This is a genomic window from Rhodovulum sp. ES.010, assembly GCF_900142935.1.
In the GTDB taxonomy this organism is placed as follows: domain Bacteria; phylum Pseudomonadota; class Alphaproteobacteria; order Rhodobacterales; family Rhodobacteraceae; genus Rhodovulum.
In genome coordinates this window covers 828,562-850,057 of record NZ_FSRS01000001.1, presented here as the reverse complement: position 1 = coordinate 850,057, position 21,496 = coordinate 828,562, and the positions used below count along the sequence as shown (strand labels likewise).

Annotated in this window: 28 protein-coding genes and 1 tRNA gene; 20 read left to right on the top strand and 9 right to left on the bottom strand. The window is 67.6% G+C overall.

The window, feature by feature from the left end; translation table 11 throughout:
- Positions 1-112: 112 nt before the first annotated feature.
- Entirely contained in the window at positions 113-553 is a 441-nt protein-coding gene (gene aroQ / locus BUR28_RS04290; protein ID WP_074219004.1) for a type II 3-dehydroquinate dehydratase, read from the bottom strand.
- 167 nt (positions 554-720) lie between these two features.
- Between aroQ and BUR28_RS04285 the strand changes: the two genes are divergently transcribed.
- Genes BUR28_RS04285 through BUR28_RS04275 form a run of 3 tightly spaced genes read left to right on the top strand, consistent with a single transcriptional unit; the run spans position 721 to position 2,977 of the window.
- Complete coding sequence (locus tag BUR28_RS04285) at positions 721-1,548, top strand: cyclase family protein (RefSeq protein WP_074219003.1); 828 nt, start codon at positions 721-723, stop codon at positions 1,546-1,548.
- Positions 1,549-1,596: 48 nt separating this feature from the next.
- Positions 1,597-2,001, top strand: coding sequence for a carboxymuconolactone decarboxylase family protein (locus BUR28_RS04280; protein ID WP_074219002.1), 405 nt, complete (start codon positions 1,597-1,599; stop codon positions 1,999-2,001).
- A gap of 4 nt (positions 2,002-2,005) precedes the next feature.
- A complete protein-coding gene (locus BUR28_RS04275; RefSeq protein ID WP_074219001.1) occupies positions 2,006-2,977 on the top strand; it encodes a quinone oxidoreductase family protein in 972 nt (323 codons plus the stop codon).
- Positions 2,978-3,000: 23 nt separating this feature from the next.
- Here BUR28_RS04275 and BUR28_RS04270 read toward each other — a convergent pair whose 3' ends face one another.
- Positions 3,001-3,318: a J domain-containing protein gene (locus BUR28_RS04270; RefSeq protein ID WP_175566891.1), complete on the bottom strand. Its 318-nt coding sequence runs from the start codon at positions 3,316-3,318 to the stop codon at positions 3,001-3,003.
- Between the two features lie 242 nt (positions 3,319-3,560).
- Positions 3,561-3,650 (bottom strand) — tRNA-Ser (locus BUR28_RS04265).
- A gap of 162 nt (positions 3,651-3,812) precedes the next feature.
- Here BUR28_RS04265 and BUR28_RS04260 point away from each other — a divergent pair.
- The 8 genes from BUR28_RS04260 (at position 3,813) to BUR28_RS04225 (ending at position 10,461) form a co-directional block, all read left to right on the top strand.
- The gene (locus BUR28_RS04260) at positions 3,813-4,640 is read left to right on the top strand and encodes a DUF2059 domain-containing protein (protein ID WP_074218999.1); all 828 of its coding nucleotides are present in this window, start codon (positions 3,813-3,815) and stop codon (positions 4,638-4,640) included.
- 195 nt (positions 4,641-4,835) lie between these two features.
- A complete protein-coding gene (locus tag BUR28_RS04255; protein ID WP_074218998.1) occupies positions 4,836-5,492 on the top strand; it encodes a 50S ribosomal protein L21 in 657 nt (218 codons plus the stop codon).
- An 18-nt stretch (positions 5,493-5,510) separates the two neighbouring features.
- Positions 5,511-5,780 carry a 50S ribosomal protein L27 gene (rpmA, locus tag BUR28_RS04250; protein ID WP_074218997.1) on the top strand — a complete coding sequence of 90 codons (270 nt, stop codon included), beginning with the start codon at positions 5,511-5,513 and terminating at the stop codon, positions 5,778-5,780.
- Positions 5,781-5,991: 211 nt separating this feature from the next.
- A complete protein-coding gene (locus BUR28_RS04245; RefSeq protein WP_074218996.1) occupies positions 5,992-6,531 on the top strand; it encodes a GNAT family N-acetyltransferase in 540 nt (179 codons plus the stop codon).
- A 4-nt stretch (positions 6,532-6,535) separates the two neighbouring features.
- The gene (locus BUR28_RS04240) at positions 6,536-7,084 is read left to right on the top strand and encodes a GNAT family N-acetyltransferase (protein ID WP_074218995.1); all 549 of its coding nucleotides are present in this window, start codon (positions 6,536-6,538) and stop codon (positions 7,082-7,084) included.
- The gene (gene obgE / locus BUR28_RS04235) at positions 7,071-8,105 is read left to right on the top strand and encodes a GTPase ObgE (protein ID WP_074218994.1); all 1,035 of its coding nucleotides are present in this window, start codon (positions 7,071-7,073) and stop codon (positions 8,103-8,105) included. The genes BUR28_RS04240 and obgE overlap by 14 nt, the downstream gene beginning before the upstream one ends.
- Positions 8,093-9,199, top strand: a complete 1,107-nt coding sequence (gene proB / locus BUR28_RS04230) for a glutamate 5-kinase (RefSeq protein WP_074218993.1) — start codon at positions 8,093-8,095, stop codon at positions 9,197-9,199. The genes obgE and proB overlap by 13 nt, the downstream gene beginning before the upstream one ends.
- Positions 9,196-10,461, top strand: coding sequence for a glutamate-5-semialdehyde dehydrogenase (locus BUR28_RS04225; RefSeq protein ID WP_074218992.1), 1,266 nt, complete (start codon positions 9,196-9,198; stop codon positions 10,459-10,461). Before proB ends, BUR28_RS04225 begins: the two co-directional genes overlap by 4 nt.
- A 154-nt stretch (positions 10,462-10,615) precedes the next feature.
- Here BUR28_RS04225 and BUR28_RS04220 read toward each other — a convergent pair whose 3' ends face one another.
- The gene (locus tag BUR28_RS04220) at positions 10,616-11,209 is read right to left on the bottom strand and encodes a histidine phosphotransferase family protein (RefSeq protein ID WP_074218991.1); all 594 of its coding nucleotides are present in this window, start codon (positions 11,207-11,209) and stop codon (positions 10,616-10,618) included.
- A gap of 36 nt (positions 11,210-11,245) precedes the next feature.
- Here BUR28_RS04220 and BUR28_RS04215 point away from each other — a divergent pair, with 36 nt between their 5' ends.
- The 3 genes from BUR28_RS04215 to BUR28_RS04205 all read left to right on the top strand — a co-directional run bounded on the left by BUR28_RS04215 (position 11,246) and on the right by BUR28_RS04205 (position 13,171).
- A complete protein-coding gene (locus tag BUR28_RS04215; RefSeq protein WP_074218990.1) occupies positions 11,246-11,428 on the top strand; it encodes a DUF3553 domain-containing protein in 183 nt (60 codons plus the stop codon).
- Between the two features lie 115 nt (positions 11,429-11,543).
- Complete coding sequence (locus tag BUR28_RS04210) at positions 11,544-12,344, top strand: L-ornithine N(alpha)-acyltransferase (RefSeq protein WP_074218989.1); 801 nt, start codon at positions 11,544-11,546, stop codon at positions 12,342-12,344.
- Complete coding sequence (locus BUR28_RS04205; RefSeq protein ID WP_074218988.1) at positions 12,341-13,171, top strand: lyso-ornithine lipid O-acyltransferase; 831 nt, start codon at positions 12,341-12,343, stop codon at positions 13,169-13,171. The genes BUR28_RS04210 and BUR28_RS04205 overlap by 4 nt, the downstream gene beginning before the upstream one ends.
- Before the next feature lie 37 nt (positions 13,172-13,208).
- On the opposite strand, the gene BUR28_RS04200 is transcribed toward BUR28_RS04205, so the two are convergent.
- Positions 13,209-13,829, bottom strand: a complete 621-nt coding sequence (locus tag BUR28_RS04200) for a thiamine phosphate synthase (RefSeq protein WP_074218987.1) — start codon at positions 13,827-13,829, stop codon at positions 13,209-13,211.
- Between the two features lie 115 nt (positions 13,830-13,944).
- Here BUR28_RS04200 and BUR28_RS04195 point away from each other — a divergent pair, with 115 nt between their 5' ends.
- From BUR28_RS04195 to BUR28_RS19865, 5 genes are all read left to right on the top strand, one after another.
- Positions 13,945-14,682, top strand: a complete 738-nt coding sequence (locus BUR28_RS04195) for an RNA methyltransferase (protein WP_074218986.1) — start codon at positions 13,945-13,947, stop codon at positions 14,680-14,682.
- Positions 14,683-14,763: 81 nt separating this feature from the next.
- On the top strand, positions 14,764-15,909 hold the full coding sequence (locus BUR28_RS04190) for a COX15/CtaA family protein (RefSeq protein WP_074218985.1): 1,146 nt from the start codon (positions 14,764-14,766) through the stop codon (positions 15,907-15,909).
- Between the two features lie 5 nt (positions 15,910-15,914).
- Positions 15,915-17,393, top strand: a complete 1,479-nt coding sequence (locus BUR28_RS04185; RefSeq protein WP_074221506.1) for a carboxypeptidase M32 — start codon at positions 15,915-15,917, stop codon at positions 17,391-17,393.
- Positions 17,394-17,446: 53 nt separating this feature from the next.
- Entirely contained in the window at positions 17,447-17,701 is a 255-nt protein-coding gene (locus BUR28_RS04180) for a hypothetical protein (protein ID WP_074221505.1), read from the top strand.
- Positions 17,702-17,885: 184 nt separating this feature from the next.
- Positions 17,886-18,038: a hypothetical protein gene (locus BUR28_RS19865; protein ID WP_175566889.1), complete on the top strand. Its 153-nt coding sequence runs from the start codon at positions 17,886-17,888 to the stop codon at positions 18,036-18,038.
- Positions 18,039-18,091: 53 nt separating this feature from the next.
- Here BUR28_RS19865 and BUR28_RS04175 read toward each other — a convergent pair whose 3' ends face one another.
- Positions 18,092-18,880: an enoyl-CoA hydratase gene (locus tag BUR28_RS04175; protein ID WP_074218984.1), complete on the bottom strand. Its 789-nt coding sequence runs from the start codon at positions 18,878-18,880 to the stop codon at positions 18,092-18,094.
- A gap of 59 nt (positions 18,881-18,939) precedes the next feature.
- Between BUR28_RS04175 and BUR28_RS04170 the strand changes: the two genes are divergently transcribed.
- On the top strand, positions 18,940-19,359 hold the full coding sequence (locus tag BUR28_RS04170; protein ID WP_074218983.1) for a PaaI family thioesterase: 420 nt from the start codon (positions 18,940-18,942) through the stop codon (positions 19,357-19,359).
- 3 nt (positions 19,360-19,362) lie between these two features.
- Here BUR28_RS04170 and BUR28_RS04165 read toward each other — a convergent pair whose 3' ends face one another.
- From BUR28_RS04165 to speD, 3 genes are read right to left on the bottom strand one after another with little or no spacing between them, the layout of a single operon-like run.
- Positions 19,363-19,554, bottom strand: a complete 192-nt coding sequence (locus tag BUR28_RS04165; protein ID WP_074218982.1) for a DUF3008 family protein — start codon at positions 19,552-19,554, stop codon at positions 19,363-19,365.
- A 59-nt stretch (positions 19,555-19,613) separates the two neighbouring features.
- Entirely contained in the window at positions 19,614-20,459 is an 846-nt protein-coding gene (gene speE, locus BUR28_RS04160) for a polyamine aminopropyltransferase (protein WP_074218981.1), read from the bottom strand.
- Complete coding sequence (gene speD / locus BUR28_RS04155; RefSeq protein ID WP_074218980.1) at positions 20,456-20,962, bottom strand: adenosylmethionine decarboxylase; 507 nt, start codon at positions 20,960-20,962, stop codon at positions 20,456-20,458. Before speD ends, speE begins: the two co-directional genes overlap by 4 nt.
- Between the last annotated feature and the right edge of the window lie 534 nt (positions 20,963-21,496).

Below are 21,496 nucleotides of genomic sequence, written 5' to 3'. Positions count from 1 at the left end.
CCGGAGTGTGTGGGGGCTTCTTCTTGGTAAAAATACTCCGGGGGTCCGGGGGCGGAGCCCCCGGCGGGTCGCCTTGCCGGTTGGCAAGGCGACATACCCGGTCCGGTCCGTCCTAGTTCCGCAGCAGCGAACAGACCCGCCGCACCGCGAGCGCGTAACCCTCGACCCCGCAGCCGGCGATCACCCCGTCGGCGCGCAGCGACACGTAAGAGCGGTGGCGGAACGCCTCGCGCTTGTGGATGTTCGAGACGTGCACCTCGATCACCGGCCCCGCGAAGGCATTGAGCGCGTCGAGGAACGCGATCGAGGTATGGGTGTAGGCGCCGGGATTGATGACGATGGCCGCGGCCGTCTCGCGCGCGGCATGAATGCGGTCGACGATCTTGCCCTCGTGGTTCGACTGGAACAGCGCGACCTCATGACCGTCCCCGGCCGCGACCGCGCGGCAGGCGGCCTCGACATCGGCGAGCGTCTCGTGGCCGTAAAGCTCGGGCTCGCGCTGGCCCAGCAGGTTCAGGTTCGGCCCGTTCAGGATGTGGATCGTCTTGCCCATCTCTGCCTCCTTTGGCTGCATAGTTCCATGGCCGTCCGCGGAGAAACAGCCGAAAATGCGCGCGCGTGGCGGCCTGTGGCCGCCACGCCATTTGACAGAAGCGCCGCGCCCCGTAGGCTCGATCCATTGCCGGCGGCAAGATCGGCCTTTGACCAGGGAGTGGACCCATGTGCGATATCTGCGTGATGAATTCTGTGAAGAAGCGGATGCTGTCGCGCCGCGATTTCTTCCGGGCCGGGGCGGCCACGGCGGCGGTCGCGACGGTGGGCGGCGTCGCCACGACGCCCGCGGCGCTGGCCCAGGGCGCGTCGGAGATCGCCGATTTGACCCATACCCTGTCGGAAGAGTTCCCGACCTTCGGCGGCTCGCCCGGCATCGCCTATGAAAAGCAGTTCGACTTCGCCGCGGATGGCTACAATCTCTACTCGCTGACGGTGAACGAACATACCGGAACCCATCTGGATGCGCCGCTGCATTTCTCCGCGGACGGGGCTTCGGTCGACGAGATCCCGGTGGGCAACCTTGTCTGCCCGCTCTGCGTCGTCGACATCCGCGCCCGGGCTGCCGATGACCGCGACACGCAGTTGACGCCCGACGACCTGAAGACCTGGATCGCCGAGCACGGCGATATTCCTGCCGGGGCCTGCGTGGCGATGAACTCGGGCTGGGCCGACAAGGTCGGCACGCAGGATTTCCGCGGCGCCGACTCTGCGCGGCCGGGCGGGCTGCATTTCCCCGGTTTCCACATTGAGGCCACGCAAATGCTGCTGGAGGAAACGAATGCCGCGGCCATCGCAGTGGATACGCTCTCGCTCGATTACGGGCCGTCGGGCGATTTCGCGACGCATTATGCCTGGCTGCCGGCGGGGCGTTACGGGATAGAGTGTATCGCGGGTCTGGACGGGCTGCCGGCCGCTGGGGCCACGTTGATCGTGGGCGCGCCCAAGGTGCGGGGCGGTACGGGTGGACCCGCGCGGCTTTTTGCGATGGTGTAAGGGCATGGCCGGGGCGCATGCCCCGGCCGCATGCCTGACGGAGGACCCATGGCCACGGTGAAGATCTGGACCGACGCGGAGGTGGAGCGAGACCCCCGCGTCAAGGCGGTGTTCGACGACATCCGCGCCACCCGAAAGACGGATTTCGTCAATAATGTCTGGCGGGCGCTCGCCAGCCAGCCGTGCGTGCTGGAAAGCACCTGGGCGCAGGTCAAGGCAGTGATGGCGCGGGACTCGGCGCTCGACCCGCTGACCAAGGAGATGCTGTACATGGCGGTTTCCATCGCCAATGGCTGCGAATACTGCGTCCATTCCCACACCGCGTCCGCGCGCGCCAAGGGCATGACCGAGGCGCAATACGAGGACCTGCTGGCGGTGGTCGGCCTCGCGTCCACAACCAATGCGCTGGTCACCGCCCTTCAGGTGCCGGTGGATCCCGAATTCGAGGTGTAAATCCATGGAACACGCCATCATCGCGCGCGAGCCCGGCGGACCCGAGGCGCTGGACTGGGTGGAGTGGGAGGTCCACGATCCCGACGAGGGCGAAGTGCTGGTGCGCCACAGCGCCGTGGGTCTCAACTTCATAGATACCTATTTCCGCTCGGGCCTTTACCCCTGGCCCGGCGAGATCCTGATCCCCGGAGGCGAGGCTGCGGGCGTGGTCGAGGCGCTGGGGCCGGGCGTGGAGGACCTGCAGGTCGGCGACCGGGTGGCCTATACCACGCCCAACGGCGCCTGCTGCACCGCCCGCGTCATGCCCGCCGACCGGCTGGTGAAGCTGCCCGACGCTGTGAGCGACGAGGTCGCGGCCAGCGTCATGCTCAAGGGGCTGACGGCGCATTACCTCATCCATGACAGCTACCCGGCGACCGACGGCGACACGGTCCTCGTTCACGCGGCGGCGGGCGGCGTGGGGCTGCTGCTCGGCCAGTGGCTGCGGGCCAAGGGGGTGCGCGCCCTCGGCACCGCGGGCGGTGCGGAGAAATGCGAACTGGCCTGCAGGCACGGTTACGACCTTGCCATCGACTACCGCGCGCGCGATTTCATCGACCCCGTTATGGAGGCGACGGAGGGGCTGGGGGTGGACGCGGTCTATGACAGCGTCGGGCGCGACACTTGGCGCGGTTCGCTCGCCTGCCTGAAAAAGCGTGGCAGCTTCGTGAACTTCGGGCAGTCGTCGGGGGCGATCGAGGGATTCGAGTTCGCCGATCTGGCCAAGGGCAGCTTCACCGCCACCCGTCCGGTTCTGTTCGATTTCATTGCTGCCACCGACGAGCTGCGCGCCCGGGCCGGCGATCTCTTCGGCGCAATCGCGGATTCGACGCTTACGCCCCGCGTGGGCCAGCGCTGGCCGCTGGCCCACACCGCCGAGGCCCACCGCGCCCTCGAAGCGCGCGAGACGACGGGCGCGAGCGTTCTGATCCCGTGAGCGCCCGGCCGGGTTGGGCGGCGTCAGAACCGCTGCATTTGCGGCCGGCGCGTGGCCGGGCCGCGCGCCGGGGATTGGCCGCACACCCGGCGGGGCATCACGGCGCCCATACTTTGCTCGCTTCTTTCGGCGCCTTCGACCTGCGCGTCCGGACCGAGAAGGCTGTCACGGGCATGCTTCGCGGCGGTAAACCGCTCCATCTGCGTCCGGTCGCGGTCCGGGTGGCATTCCAGCGCGATGCGATGCCACGCCTGCCTGATTTCGTTTTCCGTTGCGTAATACCCAAGACCGAGCACCGCCACCGCGGCGGCGCGCGCCCGCACCCGTTCGATCGGACTCATGACCATCACCCCCACATAACGCCACAATCATCGCACGATGCGGCCGCGAAAGTCGAATTCCACGTGGAATCGTTGCGGCGGCGGCAACGGTGCGGGGGCAGCTTGCCGATTGCGGCAAGAATGTGGCGCGGCGCCGCCCTTGGACGGCACCGGATTGGGGCGCGTGCCTCACGGTTTTCAGGGGACACTCCGGGCTGGCCGACGGTGGCTTCTGGAATTGGGGACACGATTGCTAAGAAAAGTGGCGGAGAGACAGGGATTCGAACCCTGGGAGCCCGTGAAGGCTCAACGGTTTTCGAGACCGCCCCGTTCGACCACTCCGGCACCTCTCCGCAAGCCAGTGGCCTTGTGGGACGGTCATCTAGTGCGAAGCCGCGGCCCATGCAACCGTTTTTCCGCCGCGCACGAGGTTTCATGTCGTGCCCGCTCTATCGTTGGATTCAGTGCGCCTCACGCCTACCTCTACGAAAGTCGCGCAACGCCGGAGGTCGCCCATGCTGCGGTCCGTCCTGATCCCTGCAATGCTCTTTCTAACGGTCGCGTTGCCCGTGCGGGCCGAGCCGTCGGAGGAAGTCGATACCCTGGCGCGTGCGCTCGCGCTTGACGAACTCATCGCGATCATGCGCCAGGAAGGGCTCGATTACGGCGACGAACTCCAGGCGGACCTGTTCCCCGGACGCGGCGGCGACCGCTGGGACGCGGCGGTCGCCCGGATCTACGATGGCGGAAGAATGGCCGGGACCCTGCGCGACACACTCGGCGCGGAACTCGGGGACCGCGATATCGGCCCGCTGGTGGAGTTCTTCACCTCCGAACGGGGCGCACGGATCATCGCGCTGGAGATTTCGGCGCGCCGCGCGCTGTTGGACCCGGAAGTGGAAGAGGCCAGCATTGCGCGGCTGGAAGAAATGCAGGCCGACAGCGCGCCGCGGCTCGACCTGATCGAGGACTTCGTGGAGGCCAACAACCTGGTCGAGGCCAACGTGGCCGGCGCGCTCAACTCGAACTACGCCTTCTACACAGGGCTCGCCGATGGCAAGGCGTTCGATTTCGAGCTGACCGAAGAGCAGATGCTTGCCGACGTCTGGAGTCAGGAGCCCGAAATCAGGGACGAGACCCGCGCGTGGTTGTTCTCCTATCTCGCCATGGCGTACGCGCCGCTTTCGGACGAGGCGCTCGAGGCGTATATCGAGCTGTCCGAAACGTCCCAGGGCAAGGCGCTGAACCGCGCGCTCTTTGCCGGGTTCGACGAGGTCTTCACCCGCATTTCGCGGGATCTGGGTCTTGCCGCGGCGCGGTTCATCGCGGGCCAGGACATCTAGGGCGCGATACCGGGCCGCAGCCCTTGACTTGGGGACGGAAATCTAGGATATCCACGGCTCCGGCCCCGGGTTCTGCCCGGGGCCCCCTGTTTTTGACATCAGCCCCGGCCGGGGCGCGCAGTCCGAGGCGCATGTGCGGGAACGCCGTCCGAGGGGCGGGGCCACAGGACGCGGTAGAAAAGAAGGAAACGGCCCATGTTCGCGGTCCTCAAGACCGGTGGCAAGCAGTACAAGGTGCAGTCTGGCGACGTGCTGCGCGTGGAAAAGCTGGCCGCCGATGCCGGTGAAACGGTTCAGTTCAACGAGATCCTGATGGTCGGCGACACGATCGGCACGCCAACGGTCGCCGGTGCGGCCGTGCAGGCCGAGGTGATCGAACAGATCAAGGGCGACAAACTCATCCATTTCGTGCGGCGTCGCCGCAAGCACAGCTCGAAGCGGAAGAAGGGCCATCGCCAGCAGCTTACCTTGCTGCGCGTCACCGATATCCTGCAATCGGGTGCCGACAAGACGGGTGTGAAGGCCGCCGAGGGGGCGGGCTCCGTGTCGTCCGCCGCGGCAGGCGCCGTAGCCCCCAAGCCGGCCGCGCCGAAGAAGGCGGCGGCCAAGGTCGAGAGCGCGCCCGAACCCAAGGCGGAGGCGAAACCCGCCGCCGGGGATGACCTCAAGAAGCTCTCCGGCGTCGGTCCGGCGATGGAGAAGAAATTCCACGAGGCGGGCGTGACCCGCTTTGCGCAGATCGCGGCATGGACGCCCGAGCAGGTCGCGGCGATGGACGCCAGGCTGGGCGCCAAGGGCAAGATCGAGAAGGAAGGCTGGGTCGAGCAAGCCAAGACCCTGGCCAAGGGCTAAGCGAGAGGAGAACGGGAAATGGCACACAAGAAAGCAGGCGGCTCCTCGCGCAACGGGCGCGACTCCGCTGGCCGCCGCCTCGGCGTAAAGCTCTACGGCGGCCAGGCAGCCGTTCCGGGCAACATCATCGTACGTCAGCGCGGCACGAAGTACTGGCCGGGCGACGGCGTCGGCATGGGCAAGGATCACACGATCTTTGCAACTTGCGAGGGCGCAGTGACCTTTCACAAGGGGCTGAAGGGCCGCACCTTCATTTCGGTGCTCCCGGTAGGCGAGGCCGCAGAATAAGCCGACACCACGAGGCATGATAAAATTCGGTGGGGGATCGGCACGCGGCCGGTCCCCCGTTTCATTTCTGGCGACGAGGAACGCCGATGCAAATGGAATCCTGTTGCAGGCCCTACGGGGCCGGCCCGGTTGGGTGCTGCAGCGGGGTCTATTTGGTGCCGTCGGGAGGGGAAGGGTCCCTTGTCTCCAACGGGTTGCGAGGAGGACAGCCATGACGATCGAGACCGTAGCGCACCAGCCTGTCATTGCCGCGGGGCGCTTCGTGCTGCGCCCCGTTCGACGGTCGGATGCGGGCCTGCTGCGTCTTTATGCCGGTGATGAGCGTGTGGCGCGGTTTACACGGTCGATTCCGCACCCGCTGCCGCCCGGCGCAATCGAGGCGTTCGTCGAGCGCGCGCAGGACCCGCAGCGCTCCGAGGACGTATGGGTGATCGACGGCGCCGAGCAGGGCCTGTCGGAGCTTCTCGGCGTGATCGCGCTCGACCGGATGGAGCGCAACCAGTCGGAAATCGGCTATTGGGTGGCGCCGGCTTTCTGGAACACCGGCATCGCCTCCGAGGCGGTCACCGCGCTGCTCGAGGCGAACCCGCAAGCAGCCAAGACGATCTTTGCCGAGGTATTCCAGGATAACCCTGGTTCGGCCCGGGTGCTGACCAATGCGGGCTTCGAGTATATCGGCGATGCCGAAGCGTTCTCGGTGGCGCGCAACGCGAAGGTCGCCACCTGGACCTATCTCAAGCGGCTGACCTGAGGCCATGGCCGGGGCGGTCGACTATCTGGTGCGTACGCCCCGCCTGACGCTGAGGCCATTCGTCGAGACCGATTTCCCGGCGCTCGCCCGGATCGGTGCGGACCCGCGTGTCGCCCCCATGATGGGAACGATCCCTGTGCCCTGGCCCGAGGCCGAGATGCGCCGCTGGGTGGCGAAATCGCGGTTCCGTGGGTTTCCGGCTTTCCGGGTGGCGGTCGCGCTGAACGCGGGTGGGCTGATCGGGGCCACGGGGCTGGGCGGGGCGCCGGCGTCGCTGGCTTATTTCCTCGACGCCGCACAATGGGGTCGGGGGTACGCCACCGAGGCGGCGCAGGCGCTCGTCGCAGACGCCTTCGCCCGATTCCCCGGGCTCGACGTGATCGCGGCGGACCATTTCGCCGACAACCCGGCCTCGGCGCGGGTGCTGGAAAAGCTCGGCTTCCGTCGCACCGGAGGCGGAACGGGGCGTTCGTTGGCGCGGCTTGAGCCCGCGCCGAATATCCACTATCGCCTGTTTCGCGCTGTATTCGAGGCCGCCCATGAAATTTCTTGACCTCGCGAAAGTCCACATCCGCTCGGGCAGCGGCGGAAACGGCTGTATCAGCTTTCGCCGCGAGAAATATATCGAGTTCGGAGGTCCCGACGGGGGCGATGGCGGCCGTGGCGGCGATGTCTGGGCCGAGGCGGTAGACGGGCTGAATACGCTGATCGATTTCCGCTACCAGCAGCATTTCTTCGCCAAGAACGGCAAGGCCGGACAGGGCGGCCAGAAGACCGGATCGAGCGGGGACGACATCGTGCTGCGTGTGCCCGTGGGCACCGAGATCCTCGACGAGGACGAGGAAACCGTGATCGCCGACCTGACCGAGGTCGGCCAGCGGGTGCTGCTGGCCAGGGGCGGGAATGGCGGGTTCGGCAACCTGCATTTCAAGACCTCGACGAACCAGGCGCCGCGCCGTGCCAACTCCGGCCAGCCGGGGGTGGAGCGCACAATCTGGCTGCGGCTCAAGCTGATCGCGGATGCGGGGCTCTTGGGCCTGCCGAACGCGGGCAAGTCCACTTTCCTCGCCGCCACCTCGAACGCCCGGCCCAAGATCGCCGATTACCCTTTCACGACGCTGCACCCGAATCTGGGCGTCGTTGGGGTGGACGGCGCGGAATTCGTGATCGCGGACATTCCGGGCCTGATCGAGGGCGCGCATGAGGGTCGTGGGATCGGTGACCGGTTCCTCGGCCATGTCGAGCGGTGTTCCGTGCTTTTGCACCTGGTCGATGGTACCTCGGTGGACGTGGTCGCGGACCACCGGATCATCCTGCATGAGTTGGAGGCCTATGGCGGGCACCTCGCTGACAAGCCGCGGGTCACGGCGCTGAACAAGGTCGATGCCCTGGATGCCGAGACTCGCGCCGAAAAACGTGCGGCCCTGGAAGCCGAGGCCGGGGGGGCGGTGTTCGAGATGTCGGGCGTCTCGGGCGAGGGCGTGACCGAGGTGCTACGCGCACTGAAGGGCGAGATCGACGCCAACCCGGTGCAGCGGGCCGAGAGCGAGGAGGTCGTGCCGTGGCGTCCCTGACGGCGGCGCGCCGGATCGTCGTCAAGATCGGCTCCGCGCTTCTGGTCGACCGGGCGACGGGTGCGCTGCGGGGCGATTGGCTCCGGGCACTGGCCGAGGATGTCGCCATGCTGAAGGCGCGGGGCGCTGGGGTCATCCTGGTCTCGTCGGGGTCCATCGCGCTGGGGCGCGGCGTGCTCGGTCTCGGGCTCGGCACGCTTGCCCTCGAACAGTCGCAGGCCGCCGCCGCCGTGGGTCAGATAAGGCTCGCGCGCGCCTATGAAGAGGCGCTCGCGCCGCATGGCATCACCACCGGCCAGGTGCTTGTGACGCTGGAGGATTCCGCCGACCGGCGGCGCTATCTCAACACGCGGGCGACGATGGAGACGATGCTCTCGCTCGGCGTCGTGCCCATCGTGAACGAGAACGATACCATCGCCACCGACGAGATCCGGTACGGCGACAACGACCGGCTGGCCGCCCAGGTGGCAGTGACGGTTGGGGCGGATGCCTGCGTGTTGCTTTCGGATGTCGACGGGTTCTACAGCGCCAACCCGCTGGCCGACCCAACGGCCAGGCGCTTCGACCTGATCGAGGAGATCACGCCCAAGATTGAGGCGATGGCAGGGGACGCAGGGTCCGGGCTGTCGAAGGGCGGCATGAAGACCAAGCTGATGGCGGCCAAGACGGCGACCGGGGCGGGCTGCGCGCTGGCGATCACCGAAGGCGCGCGGATGCGGCCGATCGAGGCCCTGGAAGAGGGCGCGCCGGCCACCTGGTTCCGGCCCAAGGGCGACCCGCAGGTGGCCCGCAAGCGCTGGATCGCTGCGATGAAGCCGCGCGGCGCGATCACGGTCGACGCGGGCGCGGTGGCGGCCCTTGCCCGGGGCAAGTCGTTGTTGCCCGCTGGCGTCGTGTCCGTCAGCGGCGAATTCGGCCGCGGCGACCCGGTCTCGATCCTCGGGCCGCAGGGGCAGGGGTTGGGCACGGGGCTGGCGCGCTATACCGCGAGCGAGGCGCGCGCGATCCGCGGTTGCCGCTCGGGTGACATCGAGGGCGTGCTGGGCTACCCCGGACGGGCAGCGCTCATCCACAGGGACGACATGGCGACATGAGGGACGAGACCGACATTCCCGGCCTGATGGCCGAACTGGGCGCGCGGGCGAAGGCCGCAGCGGCCGAACTGGCGTTCGCCGATCCGGCGGCCAAGACCCGCGCGCTGGAGGCGGCCGCGGACGCCGTGGCGGCGCGCGAGGCCGAGATCCTCGCTGCGAACGAGCAGGACATGGCCTTCGGCCGCGACAAGGGCCTGAGCCTGGCAATGCTCGACCGGCTGAAACTCGACCCGGGGCGGATCGCGGGCATCGCCGCGGGCCTGCGCGCCGTCGCTGCCCAGCCCGACCCGGTGGGCGCGGTGATGGCCGCGTGGGACATGCCCTCGGGGCTGAATATCCGCCGGGTGCGCACGCCGCTGGGCGTCGTCGGCGTGATCTATGAAAGCCGGCCGAATGTCACCGCGGATGCCGGGGCGCTGTGCCTCAAGGCGGGCAACGCGGTGATCCTGCGGGGGGGCTCGGAGAGTTTCCACTCCTCGGGCGCGCTACATGGCTGCCTCGTGGCGGGGCTGCGCACGGCGGGCCTGCCCGAAGACGCGATCCTTAGGGTGCCGACGCGGGACCGCGCGGCGGTCAGCGCGATGCTGGGCATGACCGAGTTCATCGACGTGATCGTGCCGCGCGGCGGGAAGGGGCTGGTGGGCCTGGTGCAGCGCGAGGCACGGGTGCCGGTCTTTGCCCATCTTGAAGGCATCGTGCATGTCTATATCGACAAGGCCGCGGACGCGCAAAAGGCGCTTGACGTGGTGCTGAACGCCAAGACCCGGCGCACGGGCATCTGCGGCGCGGCGGAATGCCTGCTGGTGCATCGCGACGTGGCCGGGACGCTGGGCGCCGACCTGGTGGCGGCGTTGGTCGCCGCGGGTGTGCGGGTGCATGCCGATGAGGCGCTGGCCAGGCTGCCCGGCACCGTGCCCGCGACCGACGACGATTGGGGGCGCGAGTATCTCGACATGGACATCGCCGCGAAGGTCGTCGACGACATCGACGCCGCCATCGCGCATGTCCGCGCGCATGGCTCGGGTCATACGGACGCGATCCTGACCGAGGACGACGCGGCGGCGGCCCGGTTCTTCGCCCGGCTCGACAGCGCGATCCTCATGCGCAACGCCTCGACCCAATTCGCCGATGGCGGCGAGTTCGGGATGGGCGCGGAGATCGGCATCGCGACCGGCAAGCTGCACGCCCGCGGGCCGGTGGGGGCCGAGCAACTGACAAGTTTCAAGTACCTGGTCGAGGGTGCGGGCACCGTGCGGGTCTGAGACCGGAGCACTCCCGCCCCGGCCGGCGCGGGGCGCGTTGCCCCGCTTGTCCGACTTTGGGTGTGGCGCGGCCTGACGGCCGCGCGGGGGCGCTGCCCCCGTCGCCCGGTCGGGCGGCTCCCCCGGAGTATTGGGCCAAGAAGAAGCCCGGGGCTTATAGGGCTATTTCCAGCCAGGTATCCTGCCGGCTGAGCGACAACGTGCACCCCGCCTCGGCGGCGGCGATCTGGAGGAGGGCGAACTGCACCTCGGCGGCGCTGAGGTCTGGGTCGTGCGGGCGCCGGTCGGCGAGCGGGTCCCAGAGCCGGGGATCGGCGGCCAGCCGATTGCTTTCGGCGGTAATCCGCAGGGTGCCTCCCGGCGCTTCGATCGCGATCCGCCCGCCGCGTGGGAGGGCGAGTTCGGCGCAGAGCGTGGCGAGGAGCGCGACCTTGGCAAGGCTGCGCGGCAGGCGCGGCGGCGGGTGTATCACGATTTCGATCCGGCTACCGCCGTAGTAGTCCGCGAGAATAGCGGTTAGTTCCTCGGCCCCGACCTCGGCGTCGTGGGCGGCGGCGCCGAAGGCCAGGCGAAACAGGCGGATGCGGCCATTGGCCCGCGCCACGCTGTCGGCAATCAGCGCGAGTTCGTCCTTGCCCGGCGCGCCAGGCGACATCTCGATCAGTTCCATCCCGTTGCCGATCGCGCCGAGCGGGCTAATAAGGTCGTGGCAGATGCGCGAGCCGACAAGCGCGGTAAGGTCGGTCATGGACGCCTCCGCCACCGCGGCGACAGGAGAGAGCCGATGAAGCCGATGAATTCCATCCTCGAGCCGGGCATGCTGGTCCGCCATCCCGGCGCGCCCGACTGGGGCGTTGGCCAGGTGCAGTCGGTGATCGAGGGTCGGATCACGGTGAATTTCCCCGAAGCGGGCAAGGTGGTCATCGACGGGAGGCGGATCGAGCTCATGCCGGTATATGAGTCCTGAAGGAAAATGCGTTTGCAGGCTGGCGCAAGATGGTTAACGCGCTGTTAACGGGCGCGGCGGGACGCGCGGTTGCGCTTGGGCGCGGCTGCCCCTAGAAGGCCCCGAGTGCGCCCGGATGAGGGGCGCGGGAGCCTTGGACGTGCAACCGCCCGACGACCATTTCGAGCTGCGTCTTGCCGAGACCGGGGCGGACCTGGCCGCGGCCCAGCGGTTGCGTTACGAGGTTTTCGTGGCGGAACTGGGCGGCGACGGGCCGCTCGTCGATCACGCGGGGCGGTTCGAGCGGGATGCGTTCGATCCGCATTTCGACCACCTGATCCTGGTCGACCGGCGCCGCGACGCGGCCGCGCTCGACCACGTCGTCGGCGTTTATCGGCTGATGACCTCGGAGCGCGCCGCCGCGGTGGGGCGGTTCTACGGCGAGGACGAATACGACCTCGCGCCGCTCAAGCGCAGCGGCCGCAAGCTGCTGGAACTGGGCCGGTCCTGCGTGCATCGCGACTATCGGGGCGGCACGGCGCTTTTCCACCTGTGGAACGGGCTTGCCGCCTACGTGCTGGAGCGCGAGATCGAGATCCTCTTCGGCGTTGCGAGCTTTCACGGTACCGATGTGGTGGCGCTGGCCGAACCGCTGTCCCACCTGCATCACCGGTTTCTCGCGCCCGAGGATTTGCGTGTTCGCGTCGTGCCGGACCATTTCCAGAGCATGGACCTGATGCCGGCCGGGCGGATCGACCGCAAGCGGGCGATGCTCGCGATGCCGCATCTCATCAAGGCCTATGTGCGACTGGGCGGGTTCGTGGGCGAGGGCGCCTATGTCGACCGGGCCTTCAACACGGTCGACGTCTGCCTCTTGATGGATACCGGTCGGATGAATGCGCAGGCGCGGTCGCGCTATACGCGGGGGCGCGCATGACGCCGTGGAACGGGGCGGAGCCGCCGCCCGTGCCGCCGATGACCGCTGCGGCCTGGGCGCGGGCGTTGCTGCGCGGAGGGGCGCTGGCGGTTGTGACTTTCGGCTGCCTGGGTCTGCTGCTGCTGGTCCGCCTGATCGAGCGGCCTCTCTTCGGCTGGCACCGTCCGGTGACACCCTTCATCACGCAATTCGTCTGCCGGATGGCCTTCGTGATCCTCGGCATGCGCTATACGGTGCGGGGTCAACTGATGCGCGCGCGGGGCGCGGTGGTCGCGAACCATGCCTCCTGGCTCGACATCTTCGCGCTGAACGCGCGCAAACGGGTCTACTTCGTTTCGAAGGCCGAGGTCGCGGGCTGGCCGGGAATCGGCTGGTTGGCGCGGGCCACCGGTACGGTTTTCATCAACCGCGACCGGCGCGAGGCGAAAGCGCATAACGACCTGTTCGAAGAGCGGTTGAAGGCGAACCACAAGCTGTTGTTCTTCCCTGAGGGCACCTCGACGGATGGGTGCAGGGTTTTGCCATTCAAGACAACGCTTTTTGCGGCGTTCTTTACGGAAGAACTGCGCGACATCCTGCATGTTCAACCGGTAACGGTGATCTACTCGGCGCCGCCGGGCGAACACCCGGGCTTTTACGGCTGGTGGGCGGAGATGGGATTCGGGGCCCATCTGCTGAAGGTGCTGGCGGCGCGGGCGCAGGGCGGGGTCACGCTGGTCTACCAAGCGCCGCTACGGGTCGCGGATTTCCCCGACCGCAAGGCGCTTGCCAAAGCCTGCGAAGAGGCGGTGCGGACGGGTATGGCGGACGTGTCGGCCGAAACCTGACCGCAAGGGTCTGCACGGCCGGGCGTACGGGCGGGATTTATCCCATCGCCGCGGTCATTCGCCCAAGTGCCGCGGCCGGGTCGTCCTCCTGCCAGATTTCCTCGCCGATTGCGAAGAAATCCGTGACCGGCGAGATGGTACTTACGGCCTCTTCATCTACCGCACCTTCGGCCACCACCGGGAGTTCGATCATCTGCGACCACCATTCGAAGAGATCGCGCCCGGCCACCGTGCCGTCGCCCAGCGCCGTCGCGCCGACGGGGCCGAAGGATACGTAATCGGCCCCGGCCTCGCCGGCGGTCATGCCGTCATGGCGCGAGGCACCGCAGAAGGCGCCGATGATCGCGTCCGTGCCAAGCGCCTTGCGCGTATTGCGCACGCTGCGCGCGCCGTCGGTCAGGTGGACGCCGTCGAGACCCAGCCGTTCGACAAGCGCCACATGCGACTCGATCACCAAGGGCACGTCGCGCGCATGGGCCAGTTCGCGCAGCGCATCGGCGGCGCGGGATACCGCATCGGCATCGGCCGTCGCAAGGGCGAGCCGCAGGCAGGCAACGGGATGGGCGTCGAGCACGGCCGCGAGCCGGTCGGGAAATTCCGAAAGCTCGAAGGCAGGGGGCGTCACGAGGTAGATCTGCGGGCGCTCGATCTCGGCCATGTCCGGGCTCCTTCGTCGTTTCGGCCACTCTTAGCGGGCTTCGGGGGCGTTGACCATCGCTTGCACGGCGCGCGCAGCACGCGTATCAGGCCCAGCGATCCACAGGGAGCCCCGCATGCCAGACCAGCCCGTCTTTGTCCTCGTCCGCCCGCAGATGGGCGAGAACATCGGGGCCGCGGCGCGGGCGATGTGGAATTTCGGGCTCGACCGGATGCGCATGGTCGACCCGCGCGACGGCTGGCCGAACCCGCGCGCCGTTGCGCTGGCCAGCGGGGCGGGGCGGTTGCTCGATCACGCCGGGATATTCGAGACCACCGCCGCGGCCATCGGCGATTGCGACCATGTTTACGCCACGACGGCCCGCCCGCGGGGGCTGACCAAGCCCGTGGTGACGCCGGAACGCGCGATGGAAGAGGCGCGCGGGCTGATCGGGCAGGGCCGTCGGGTGGCCGTGCTGTTCGGGCCCGAGCGCGCGGGGCTCGAGAACGACGACATCGCGCGGGCGAACGCCATCATCTCGGTCCCGGTGAATCCCGAGTTCTTCTCGCTGAACCTTGCGCAATGCGTGCTCCTGACCGCCTATGAATGGCGCCGGCAGACCACCGAAATCGTGGCCGAACGGATGGAGATGGCGGGAGCCGAGCCCGCCACCGCGCTGGAGGTCGAGAAGCTGGCCGAGCACTACGAGGCACGACTGGACGCGGCGGGGTTCTTCTTCCCGGAAACCAAGGCGCCGGGCATGAAACTCACCCTGCGCAACCTGTGGAGCCGAATGCCGCTGACGCGGGCCGACGTGCAGGTCTTCCACGGGATGCTGCGGCAATTGACGCGGGGGCGTGGCCCGCGCCCCTGACTTGAAGGCCGGGGGCGCGGGCCCTAGTGTTCGCGTCATCCCGCACGGGCCGGGACGCCCCCGGCAAGAGGATCACAGCCCATGACCAAGAAGCGCAACATCTTCGAAGAGGTCGGGACCGAGGCCCCACGCGAACGTCCGGTCGCCCGTCCCGGCGGGATCGACCGCGCTGCCCGGCGCGGCGCGCGCGGCGCGGTGCGCCTTTGGCTGATGCTGCTGTTCCTGCTGGTCGCGGCAATGCTTGTGCTCGGCGCCTTCGCGCGCCTGACCGAGGTGTTGCTGCCGATGCCGAACTGGAACCCGCTGTTCGGCAGCTTGCCGCCGCTGGACCCAGGCGACTGGCTGGCGACGTTCGAGTGGTTTCGGCAAAGCCCTGCCTATCGCGGCGAGACCCACGGGATGGGGCTGACCGAGTTCCAGCAGGCCTTCTGGTGGGGCTGGGGGTCACAACAGCTTGCCCCCACGGCGTTCTTCCTGTGGCTCGTGGGATTTGCGGGCTTCCTCGCCGCACGCAAGCTGCCGAAGGGTTGGACTCTGCGGTTGGTATGGCTGGGCCTGCTGATCCTGCTGCTGGGCAGCGCCGACTGGCTGCTCGGCGGGGGCGGCATCGCGCCGCCGCCGTTCGACTACCTGCCGTACCGGATGCTGCTGCACCTGGCATTCGGCTTTTCGCTGCTGGGTGTGACGGCGTGGTTCGTCTTCAAGCTGGGCCGCAGCGAGGCCGACATGATCCAGGCCCGGCGGGTACGCGATGCGGGTGCGTTCCGCGTCGCGACGGTGCTGATGCTGCTGGTGTTCCTGCAGATCCTGCTGGGTTCCCAGGTGGCCGGGCTTTACGCCGGACGCACCTATACCGACTGGCCGTTGATGGCGGGCGGGTTCTTGCCCCCCAATCCCTTCTACATCGAGCCGGTCTGGCGCAATTTCTTCGAGAATCACGGGCTCGTGCAATTCCTCCACCGGATGAACGGCTACTTGGTGGCGTTCCTGGCGCTGACTGCGTGGTTCATCGGCCGCAGGAGCGCCTATCGCGGCACGCGGCGCGCCTTCGACCTTGTCGGGCTGATGGCGTTGGCGCAGGCCGCGATGGGGATTTCGACGATCCTCTTCGCCTCGGCCTGGCCGATCGCTGTCGCCCACCAGATCGGGGCGATCACCCTCTGGACGCTGGTGTTGCGCGCCCGTTTCCTTGCACAATATCCCGTCCAGCATTCCACGATACGGTGATGAGCATGCCCGCCTATGACGAGTTGATGGCCTTCCAGCGCGAGACGGAAGCGCTGAGACAGGTGATGGGCCGGCTGAACTGGGACCAGGAAACGGTCATGCCCAAGGGCGCCGCCCAGCAGCGCGCCGACGAGTTGGGCGCGCTCGAATCGGTGTTGCACGCCCGGCGCACCGACCCGCGGATCGGCGACTGGCTTGGGGCGGTGGATCCGGCGGCGTTGGACGATGTGGGGCGTGCGCAACTGCGCCACATCCGCCGCAGCTATGCGCGCGCGGTGCGCCTGCCCGAAACCCTCTCGGCCGAGATCGCACGCGTCACGAGCCGTGCCCAGGGCATCTGGGCCGAGGCCCGGGCCGCCGACGATGTGGGCCATTTCCTGCCTGCGCTGACCGACGTCGTGCGGCTGAAGCGCGAAGCGGCGGCTGCGCTTGCCGAGGGTGGCGATCCCTACGACGCGCTGCTCGACGATTACGAGCCGGGGGCGACCGCCGAGGGAATCGCCGCGATCTTCGACCGGTTGCGCCCGCGCCTGGTGGAACTGCGCGAACGGATCATGGGGGCCGAGCGCACCCCTGCGGCGCTGGCGGGGCGGTTCGACGCGGACGGCCAGTGGGCTCTGGCCCGCGAGGTCGCCACCCATTTCGGCTATGACTGGCGGCACGGGCGGCTCGACCGGTCGGTGCATCCCTTCACCAGCGGTGCGGGCACCGATGTGCGCATCACCACGCGGGTCGACGAGCAAGAGCCCCTGGGTTGTCTCTATTCCACGCTGCATGAAGTCGGTCACGGCGCCTACGAACAGCGAATCGACCCGGCCTATCTGCTGACGCCCTTGGGCAGCGGCGTCTCGATGGGCGTCCACGAGAGCCAGAGCCGCATCTACGAGAACCAGTTGGGCCGCTCGCGCGCGTTCTGCGATTGGCTGTTCGGTCGGATGACCGACCTTTTCGGCGCGGCGGGCGCACCGGACGCGGAGGCGTTCCACGCTGCCGTTAACCGCGTGCATTCGGGCTATATCCGCACCGAGGCGGACGAGGTGCATTACAATCTGCACATCATGCTGCGCTTCGACCTGGAGCGTGACCTGATCGCCGGACGGCTGGAGGTGAGCGACCTGGAGGAGGCTTGGAACGCGCGCTTCGAAGCGGATTTCGGCGTAAAGGTCGACCGGCCCGCGAACGGCGTTCTGCAGGACGTGCACTGGTCGGTTGGGCTGTTCGGCTATTTCCCGACCTACAGCCTGGGCAATATCTACGCAGGCTGCCTTTATACCGCGCTGCGCGCCGCAGTGCCGACGCTCGACGACGACCTCGCCCGCGGCCATGCCGAGCGCGCCACCGCTTGGCTGCGCGAGAGTCTGCAAAGGCATGGCGGGCTTTACGAGCCGGCCGAGGTGATCGAGCGGGCCTGCGGCTTCGCTCCGCACGAAGGCCCGCTGCTCGATTACCTCGACGCGAAGTTCGAGGCGCTCTACGGTCTGTGACACCCGGTCTCGGGGGTAGAATCGGCGCGTGCGCGCTGTTACAAGGCGAAATGATGCGGCGCGACACACTCTTTGGCGAGCTGTGGCAGAGTGCGCGGCGGGTGGCGTTTGCCATTCTCGCCGGAGTGATCCGCCGCTATTCGCCCGAGGAGATCGAAGAGCGCGTCTCGCGCCGCTCACCCGGCGAGCAGACCGTCATCGTCCTGGCGACGCTTCTGGGGCTTCTGTTCGCCAGCCTGCTGTTCGCCAATGCCGGCGTCATCGGCATTCTGATCTTCTTCCTGATCGTCATCATCCTGATCCGGTAAGCGGCTTCACGACCCTGTGAAGACCGGGGCTGCGGCGCGAATTTCTGAGTCTGCATAAGCGCTTACGTTGCGGTATGCCAATGTATGCACATGAAATCGAAGAATCTTTCCAGTGGCGGTGATCCGGTTTCCAAGAACGCGCGTATTCCATGCACAACCAACGTTAATACAGGGAACTGGAAACATGGATATCATCGGCCCCCTTATGCTCGGCACGATCGGCTTCGTCATCGTGTTCGCCTACATCAACATGCGCCAGACCGAGGACCAGCTCGCGGAAAGCCGCAAGCGCAAGGCCGAGGCCGCCGCAGCGCGCGAAGCCATTGCCGCCGAGTAACAGGCCCACGGATCAGGGCCGGGCGACCTCTTGCCCGGCCCCGATCGCGATCATCACGTCCGCCAGTTCGGCGGGCGTTTTTCCAGGAAGGCGCTGATTCCCTCGTCGGTATCGCGCCACATCATGTTCTCCACCATCACGGACCCCGCATGGGCATAGGCGGCATCGAGCCTCATCTCGAGTTGTTCGTAGAAAGTCCGTTTGCCGATGCGCACCGCCGGGTTGAGTTTCTTCGCCAGCGTTTCGGCGAGGGCGCGGCTTTCGGTCTCAAGCCGCTCATGAGGCACCGCCCGGTTTATCAGTCCCAGCGCCTCGGCCCGGTCGCATTCGATGAATTCGCCTGTCGTCAGCATCTCGAAGGCCTGCTTGCGTGGGATGTTTCGCGACAGCGCGACCATTGGCGTGGAGCAGAACAGCCCGATATTCACCCCGTTCACCCCGAACCGCGTGCCCTCGGCCGCGATTGCAAGGTCGCAGGAGGCCACGAGCTGGCAGCCCGCCGCGGTGGCGATGCCGTGGGGCGCGGCGATCACGGGCTGGGGCAGGCGGATGAGGCCGGTCATCACCTTGGTGCAGCGCGCGAAGAGGTCGGCGAAATAGGCCTGGCCGCCATCCTCGGCCTGCCGTCCAGCCTGCATCTCTTTCAGATCGTGGCCCGCGCAGAACGCCTTGCCGGCGCCTTTCAGGATCACCACCAGCGTCGCAGGGTCGTCGGCAAGCGCGTCGATCTGGGTCTGAAGCGCGGCCAGCATGGCATCCGACAGGGCGTTCAGCCGGTCGGGCGCGTTCAGGGTCAGCGTGGCAATGCCGCCAGCATCCTTGCGTGACAGGATCTCGGTCATCTTGTCTCTCCTCCCGTTTGCCGCGAAGACTACGCGCCAAAGGGACGAGGGAAAAGCCCATGGACGTGGTGATGGACCGGAATGCACTCGAGGCGTTCCTTGCGCGCGAGTTTCCGCAGGTCGGCGATGATTTCGTGATCGAGGAGGTGGCCCCCATGCGGGTCCGGATGCGGATGCCGGTGGCCGAGCGTCACCTGCGGCCCGGCGGCACGGTGTCGGGGCCGTCGATGTTCGCGCTGGCCGACGTCGGGATCTACCTTGCGGTGCTGGCAATGATCGGGCCGAAGGCGCTGGCGGTGACGACGAACTGCTCCATCGACTTCATGCGCAAGCCCGTCGCGGGTCGCGACCTCGTCTGCGAGGCGCGGCTGCTGAAGCTGGGCCGGGCGCTTGCCGTGGGCGATGCGTTGATCTTTTCCGACGGGATGGAGGGCGCGGTGGCGCGGGCTGGGCTGACGTATTCGATCCCGCCGCGCTAGCGCTCAGTCGTCGCCTTTGACCCGGTCGGGCAAGTCCTCGCGCGCGGTCGCGGCAACGTCTTCCAGCTCCGCCTCGCTCATGGTGTCATGCATGTCCTTCGACGCGCCCTGCAGCGCGGAGGGGTTCATCTCTCCGCGCTTCGCCGCGAGCGCGGCGCCGGCGGCTTTTTGCTGGGCCTTGGATCGTGCGGGCATGGCTCCTCCTCAGCGTGGATGGTCGGGCTGGCCCATCATCGCACGGAAAGGCGGGGCTGTCAGGGCATCAGCCGCTTGACGTAACCGGGCAGCGCGAAGGCGCCCTTGTGTACCTCGGGGGTGTAGTACGCAGTCTCGATCCTGGCGGCGGCGAAGCGGTCGGCGAGAACCTCTGCCGAAACGGCCCCCGCATCGCCATCGGTGCCCCAGCCGAAGGCCATCGGGCCGCCGGCATAGGTAGGAATGGTGGCGAGATAGCAGCCCCAGTCGGCGAACAACGCCTTGAAGGCGCGCATCGTGTTCGTCAGTTCTTCGCCTTGCAGGAAGGGCACGCCGTTCTGCGTGACGAGGATACCGCGTTCCGTCAGGGCGCGCTTGGCGTGGCCGTAGAATGTGTCGGTGAACAGCACCTCGCCCGGCCCGATCGGGTCGGTGGAGTCGACGATGATGACATCGAACTTGTCGCCGGTGCTCTTCATGAAGGCCGCGCCGTCGTCGATCACCAGTGTCAGGCGCGGATCGTCGAAGGCGCCCTTGCTGAGCATCGGCAGGTAGTCCTTCGAGAACTCGACAACACCGCCGTCGATCTCGACCATGGTGACATGCTCGACGCTCTCGTGTCGCAACACCTCGCGCGCCATGCCGCCATCGCCGCCGCCGACGATCAGCACGCGCCGTGCCGCGCCATGGGCCAGGATCGGCACATGGGTCATCATCTCGTGATAGATGAAATTGTCGCCCTCGGTAGTCTGCACCACGTCGTCCAGCGTGAGCACGCGGCCGAAGGTGCCGTTCTCGAACACTTTCAGCCGCTGATGGTCGGTTTCGCTGTCATAAAGCATGCGCTCCACGCGCAGGGATTGCGCGTAGTCGCGGTGCAGCGTTTCGCGGACCCAGTCGGTCATGCCGCCTGTTCTTCGCTCACCAGGCCGTCGCCGCGCAGCAGTTCCTTCACGCGGACATCCTCGGTCCCGAAGGCGCGGGCCAGCACGTCGACAGCCCGCCATGGCTCTGCATCGCCGCACATGAACACGTCGAAGGCACCATAGCCGATTTCGGGCCAGGTGTGGACGGAGATGTGGCTTTCGGCCAGCACCGCCACGCCGCTCACGCCCTGGGGGCTGAACTTGTGCGTATGGATGTGCAGCAGCGTTGCGCCGCATTCATCCACGCAGTCGCGGAATGCGTTCTGGATGCGCGTCTCGTCGTCGAGCCCGTGACCGTTCACCACCTCGATGATGAGATGGGTGCCGGCGAACACGCGGCCGTCACGGCGGATGAAGTGATCGTCGCGGGTGTCGTCGAACACGTCGCGGGTTATGGGTGCAGCCGAGTGGCTGCGGGTGTCTTCCGCATGGGCGCCTGTCTCCAGACCGATCCCCAGTTGGAAGAGGTTGGCGTCTTTCATGGCGCTCCCCTTCTGACCAGCAGATTGAATCCAGTCGGTCCCTTAGCGCCCCCCCGGGAAATCCGAAGTTGGGATCGGTTCCGATCGTGTGGAGCGCACCTAGGGGTTTCGGTTGAGTCGATCAAGAGATTTTCGGTCGCGCGGCCCCGAATTCTCCCGAACGGGCGCGGCGTTGCGGATCTGCCGCGCCTTGGGCTCTCCTTCATCGGATCCGTTCAGTGGCGTTTGCGTCGTTGCATGAGGCCCAGGCCCCGGCCAGGCCGCGCGGCAGCACCGCCAGAGAGGCCGGTAGCGGCACCGCGGGGATTGCGGCCACGGGTTCGCCGTAGTTGGAACCGTCCGTCCGATCGAGGCGAACCCGTCCAGTCCCGCGTCGATCCCCTCCCGAGCGACCTCGGCCTCGGTTAAGGTCACGCCGAGAAAGGACAGGGCGCGTTGCCTCCGGGCGCAATGGAGTGCCCGAAACGCAGCGCGTCGGCGCTGTCGAAGAACGACATGGGTGCCCCCGGTATCCGTTTGCACATCGGTGGACCG

Bases quoted from the DNA above. Each gene is read 5' to 3' on its own strand.
- aroQ (WP_074219004.1), bottom strand. From the start codon at position 553: ATGGGCAAGACGATCCACATCCTGAACGGGCCGAACCTGAACCTGCTG.
- BUR28_RS04285 (WP_074219003.1), top strand. From the start codon at position 721: ATGTGCGATATCTGCGTGATGAATTCTGTGAAGAAGCGGATGCTGTCG.
- BUR28_RS04280 (WP_074219002.1), top strand. From the start codon at position 1,597: ATGGCCACGGTGAAGATCTGGACCGACGCGGAGGTGGAGCGAGACCCC.
- BUR28_RS04275 (WP_074219001.1), top strand. From the start codon at position 2,006: ATGGAACACGCCATCATCGCGCGCGAGCCCGGCGGACCCGAGGCGCTG.
- BUR28_RS04270 (WP_175566891.1), bottom strand. From the start codon at position 3,318: ATGAGTCCGATCGAACGGGTGCGGGCGCGCGCCGCCGCGGTGGCGGTG.
- BUR28_RS04260 (WP_074218999.1), top strand. From the start codon at position 3,813: ATGCTGCGGTCCGTCCTGATCCCTGCAATGCTCTTTCTAACGGTCGCG.
- BUR28_RS04255 (WP_074218998.1), top strand. From the start codon at position 4,836: ATGTTCGCGGTCCTCAAGACCGGTGGCAAGCAGTACAAGGTGCAGTCT.
- rpmA (WP_074218997.1), top strand. From the start codon at position 5,511: ATGGCACACAAGAAAGCAGGCGGCTCCTCGCGCAACGGGCGCGACTCC.
- BUR28_RS04245 (WP_074218996.1), top strand. From the start codon at position 5,992: ATGACGATCGAGACCGTAGCGCACCAGCCTGTCATTGCCGCGGGGCGC.
- BUR28_RS04240 (WP_074218995.1), top strand. From the start codon at position 6,536: ATGGCCGGGGCGGTCGACTATCTGGTGCGTACGCCCCGCCTGACGCTG.
- obgE (WP_074218994.1), top strand. From the start codon at position 7,071: ATGAAATTTCTTGACCTCGCGAAAGTCCACATCCGCTCGGGCAGCGGC.
- BUR28_RS04225 (WP_074218992.1), top strand. From the start codon at position 9,196: ATGAGGGACGAGACCGACATTCCCGGCCTGATGGCCGAACTGGGCGCG.
- BUR28_RS04220 (WP_074218991.1), bottom strand. From the start codon at position 11,209: ATGACCGACCTTACCGCGCTTGTCGGCTCGCGCATCTGCCACGACCTT.
- BUR28_RS04215 (WP_074218990.1), top strand. From the start codon at position 11,246: ATGAAGCCGATGAATTCCATCCTCGAGCCGGGCATGCTGGTCCGCCAT.
- BUR28_RS04210 (WP_074218989.1), top strand. From the start codon at position 11,544: ATGAGGGGCGCGGGAGCCTTGGACGTGCAACCGCCCGACGACCATTTC.
- BUR28_RS04205 (WP_074218988.1), top strand. From the start codon at position 12,341: ATGACGCCGTGGAACGGGGCGGAGCCGCCGCCCGTGCCGCCGATGACC.
- BUR28_RS04200 (WP_074218987.1), bottom strand. From the start codon at position 13,829: ATGGCCGAGATCGAGCGCCCGCAGATCTACCTCGTGACGCCCCCTGCC.
- BUR28_RS04195 (WP_074218986.1), top strand. From the start codon at position 13,945: ATGCCAGACCAGCCCGTCTTTGTCCTCGTCCGCCCGCAGATGGGCGAG.
- BUR28_RS04190 (WP_074218985.1), top strand. From the start codon at position 14,764: ATGACCAAGAAGCGCAACATCTTCGAAGAGGTCGGGACCGAGGCCCCA.
- BUR28_RS04185 (WP_074221506.1), top strand. From the start codon at position 15,915: ATGCCCGCCTATGACGAGTTGATGGCCTTCCAGCGCGAGACGGAAGCG.
- BUR28_RS04180 (WP_074221505.1), top strand. From the start codon at position 17,447: ATGCGGCGCGACACACTCTTTGGCGAGCTGTGGCAGAGTGCGCGGCGG.
- BUR28_RS19865 (WP_175566889.1), top strand. From the start codon at position 17,886: ATGGATATCATCGGCCCCCTTATGCTCGGCACGATCGGCTTCGTCATC.
- BUR28_RS04175 (WP_074218984.1), bottom strand. From the start codon at position 18,880: ATGACCGAGATCCTGTCACGCAAGGATGCTGGCGGCATTGCCACGCTG.
- BUR28_RS04170 (WP_074218983.1), top strand. From the start codon at position 18,940: ATGGACGTGGTGATGGACCGGAATGCACTCGAGGCGTTCCTTGCGCGC.
- BUR28_RS04165 (WP_074218982.1), bottom strand. From the start codon at position 19,554: ATGCCCGCACGATCCAAGGCCCAGCAAAAAGCCGCCGGCGCCGCGCTC.
- speE (WP_074218981.1), bottom strand. From the start codon at position 20,459: ATGACCGACTGGGTCCGCGAAACGCTGCACCGCGACTACGCGCAATCC.
- speD (WP_074218980.1), bottom strand. From the start codon at position 20,962: ATGAAAGACGCCAACCTCTTCCAACTGGGGATCGGTCTGGAGACAGGC.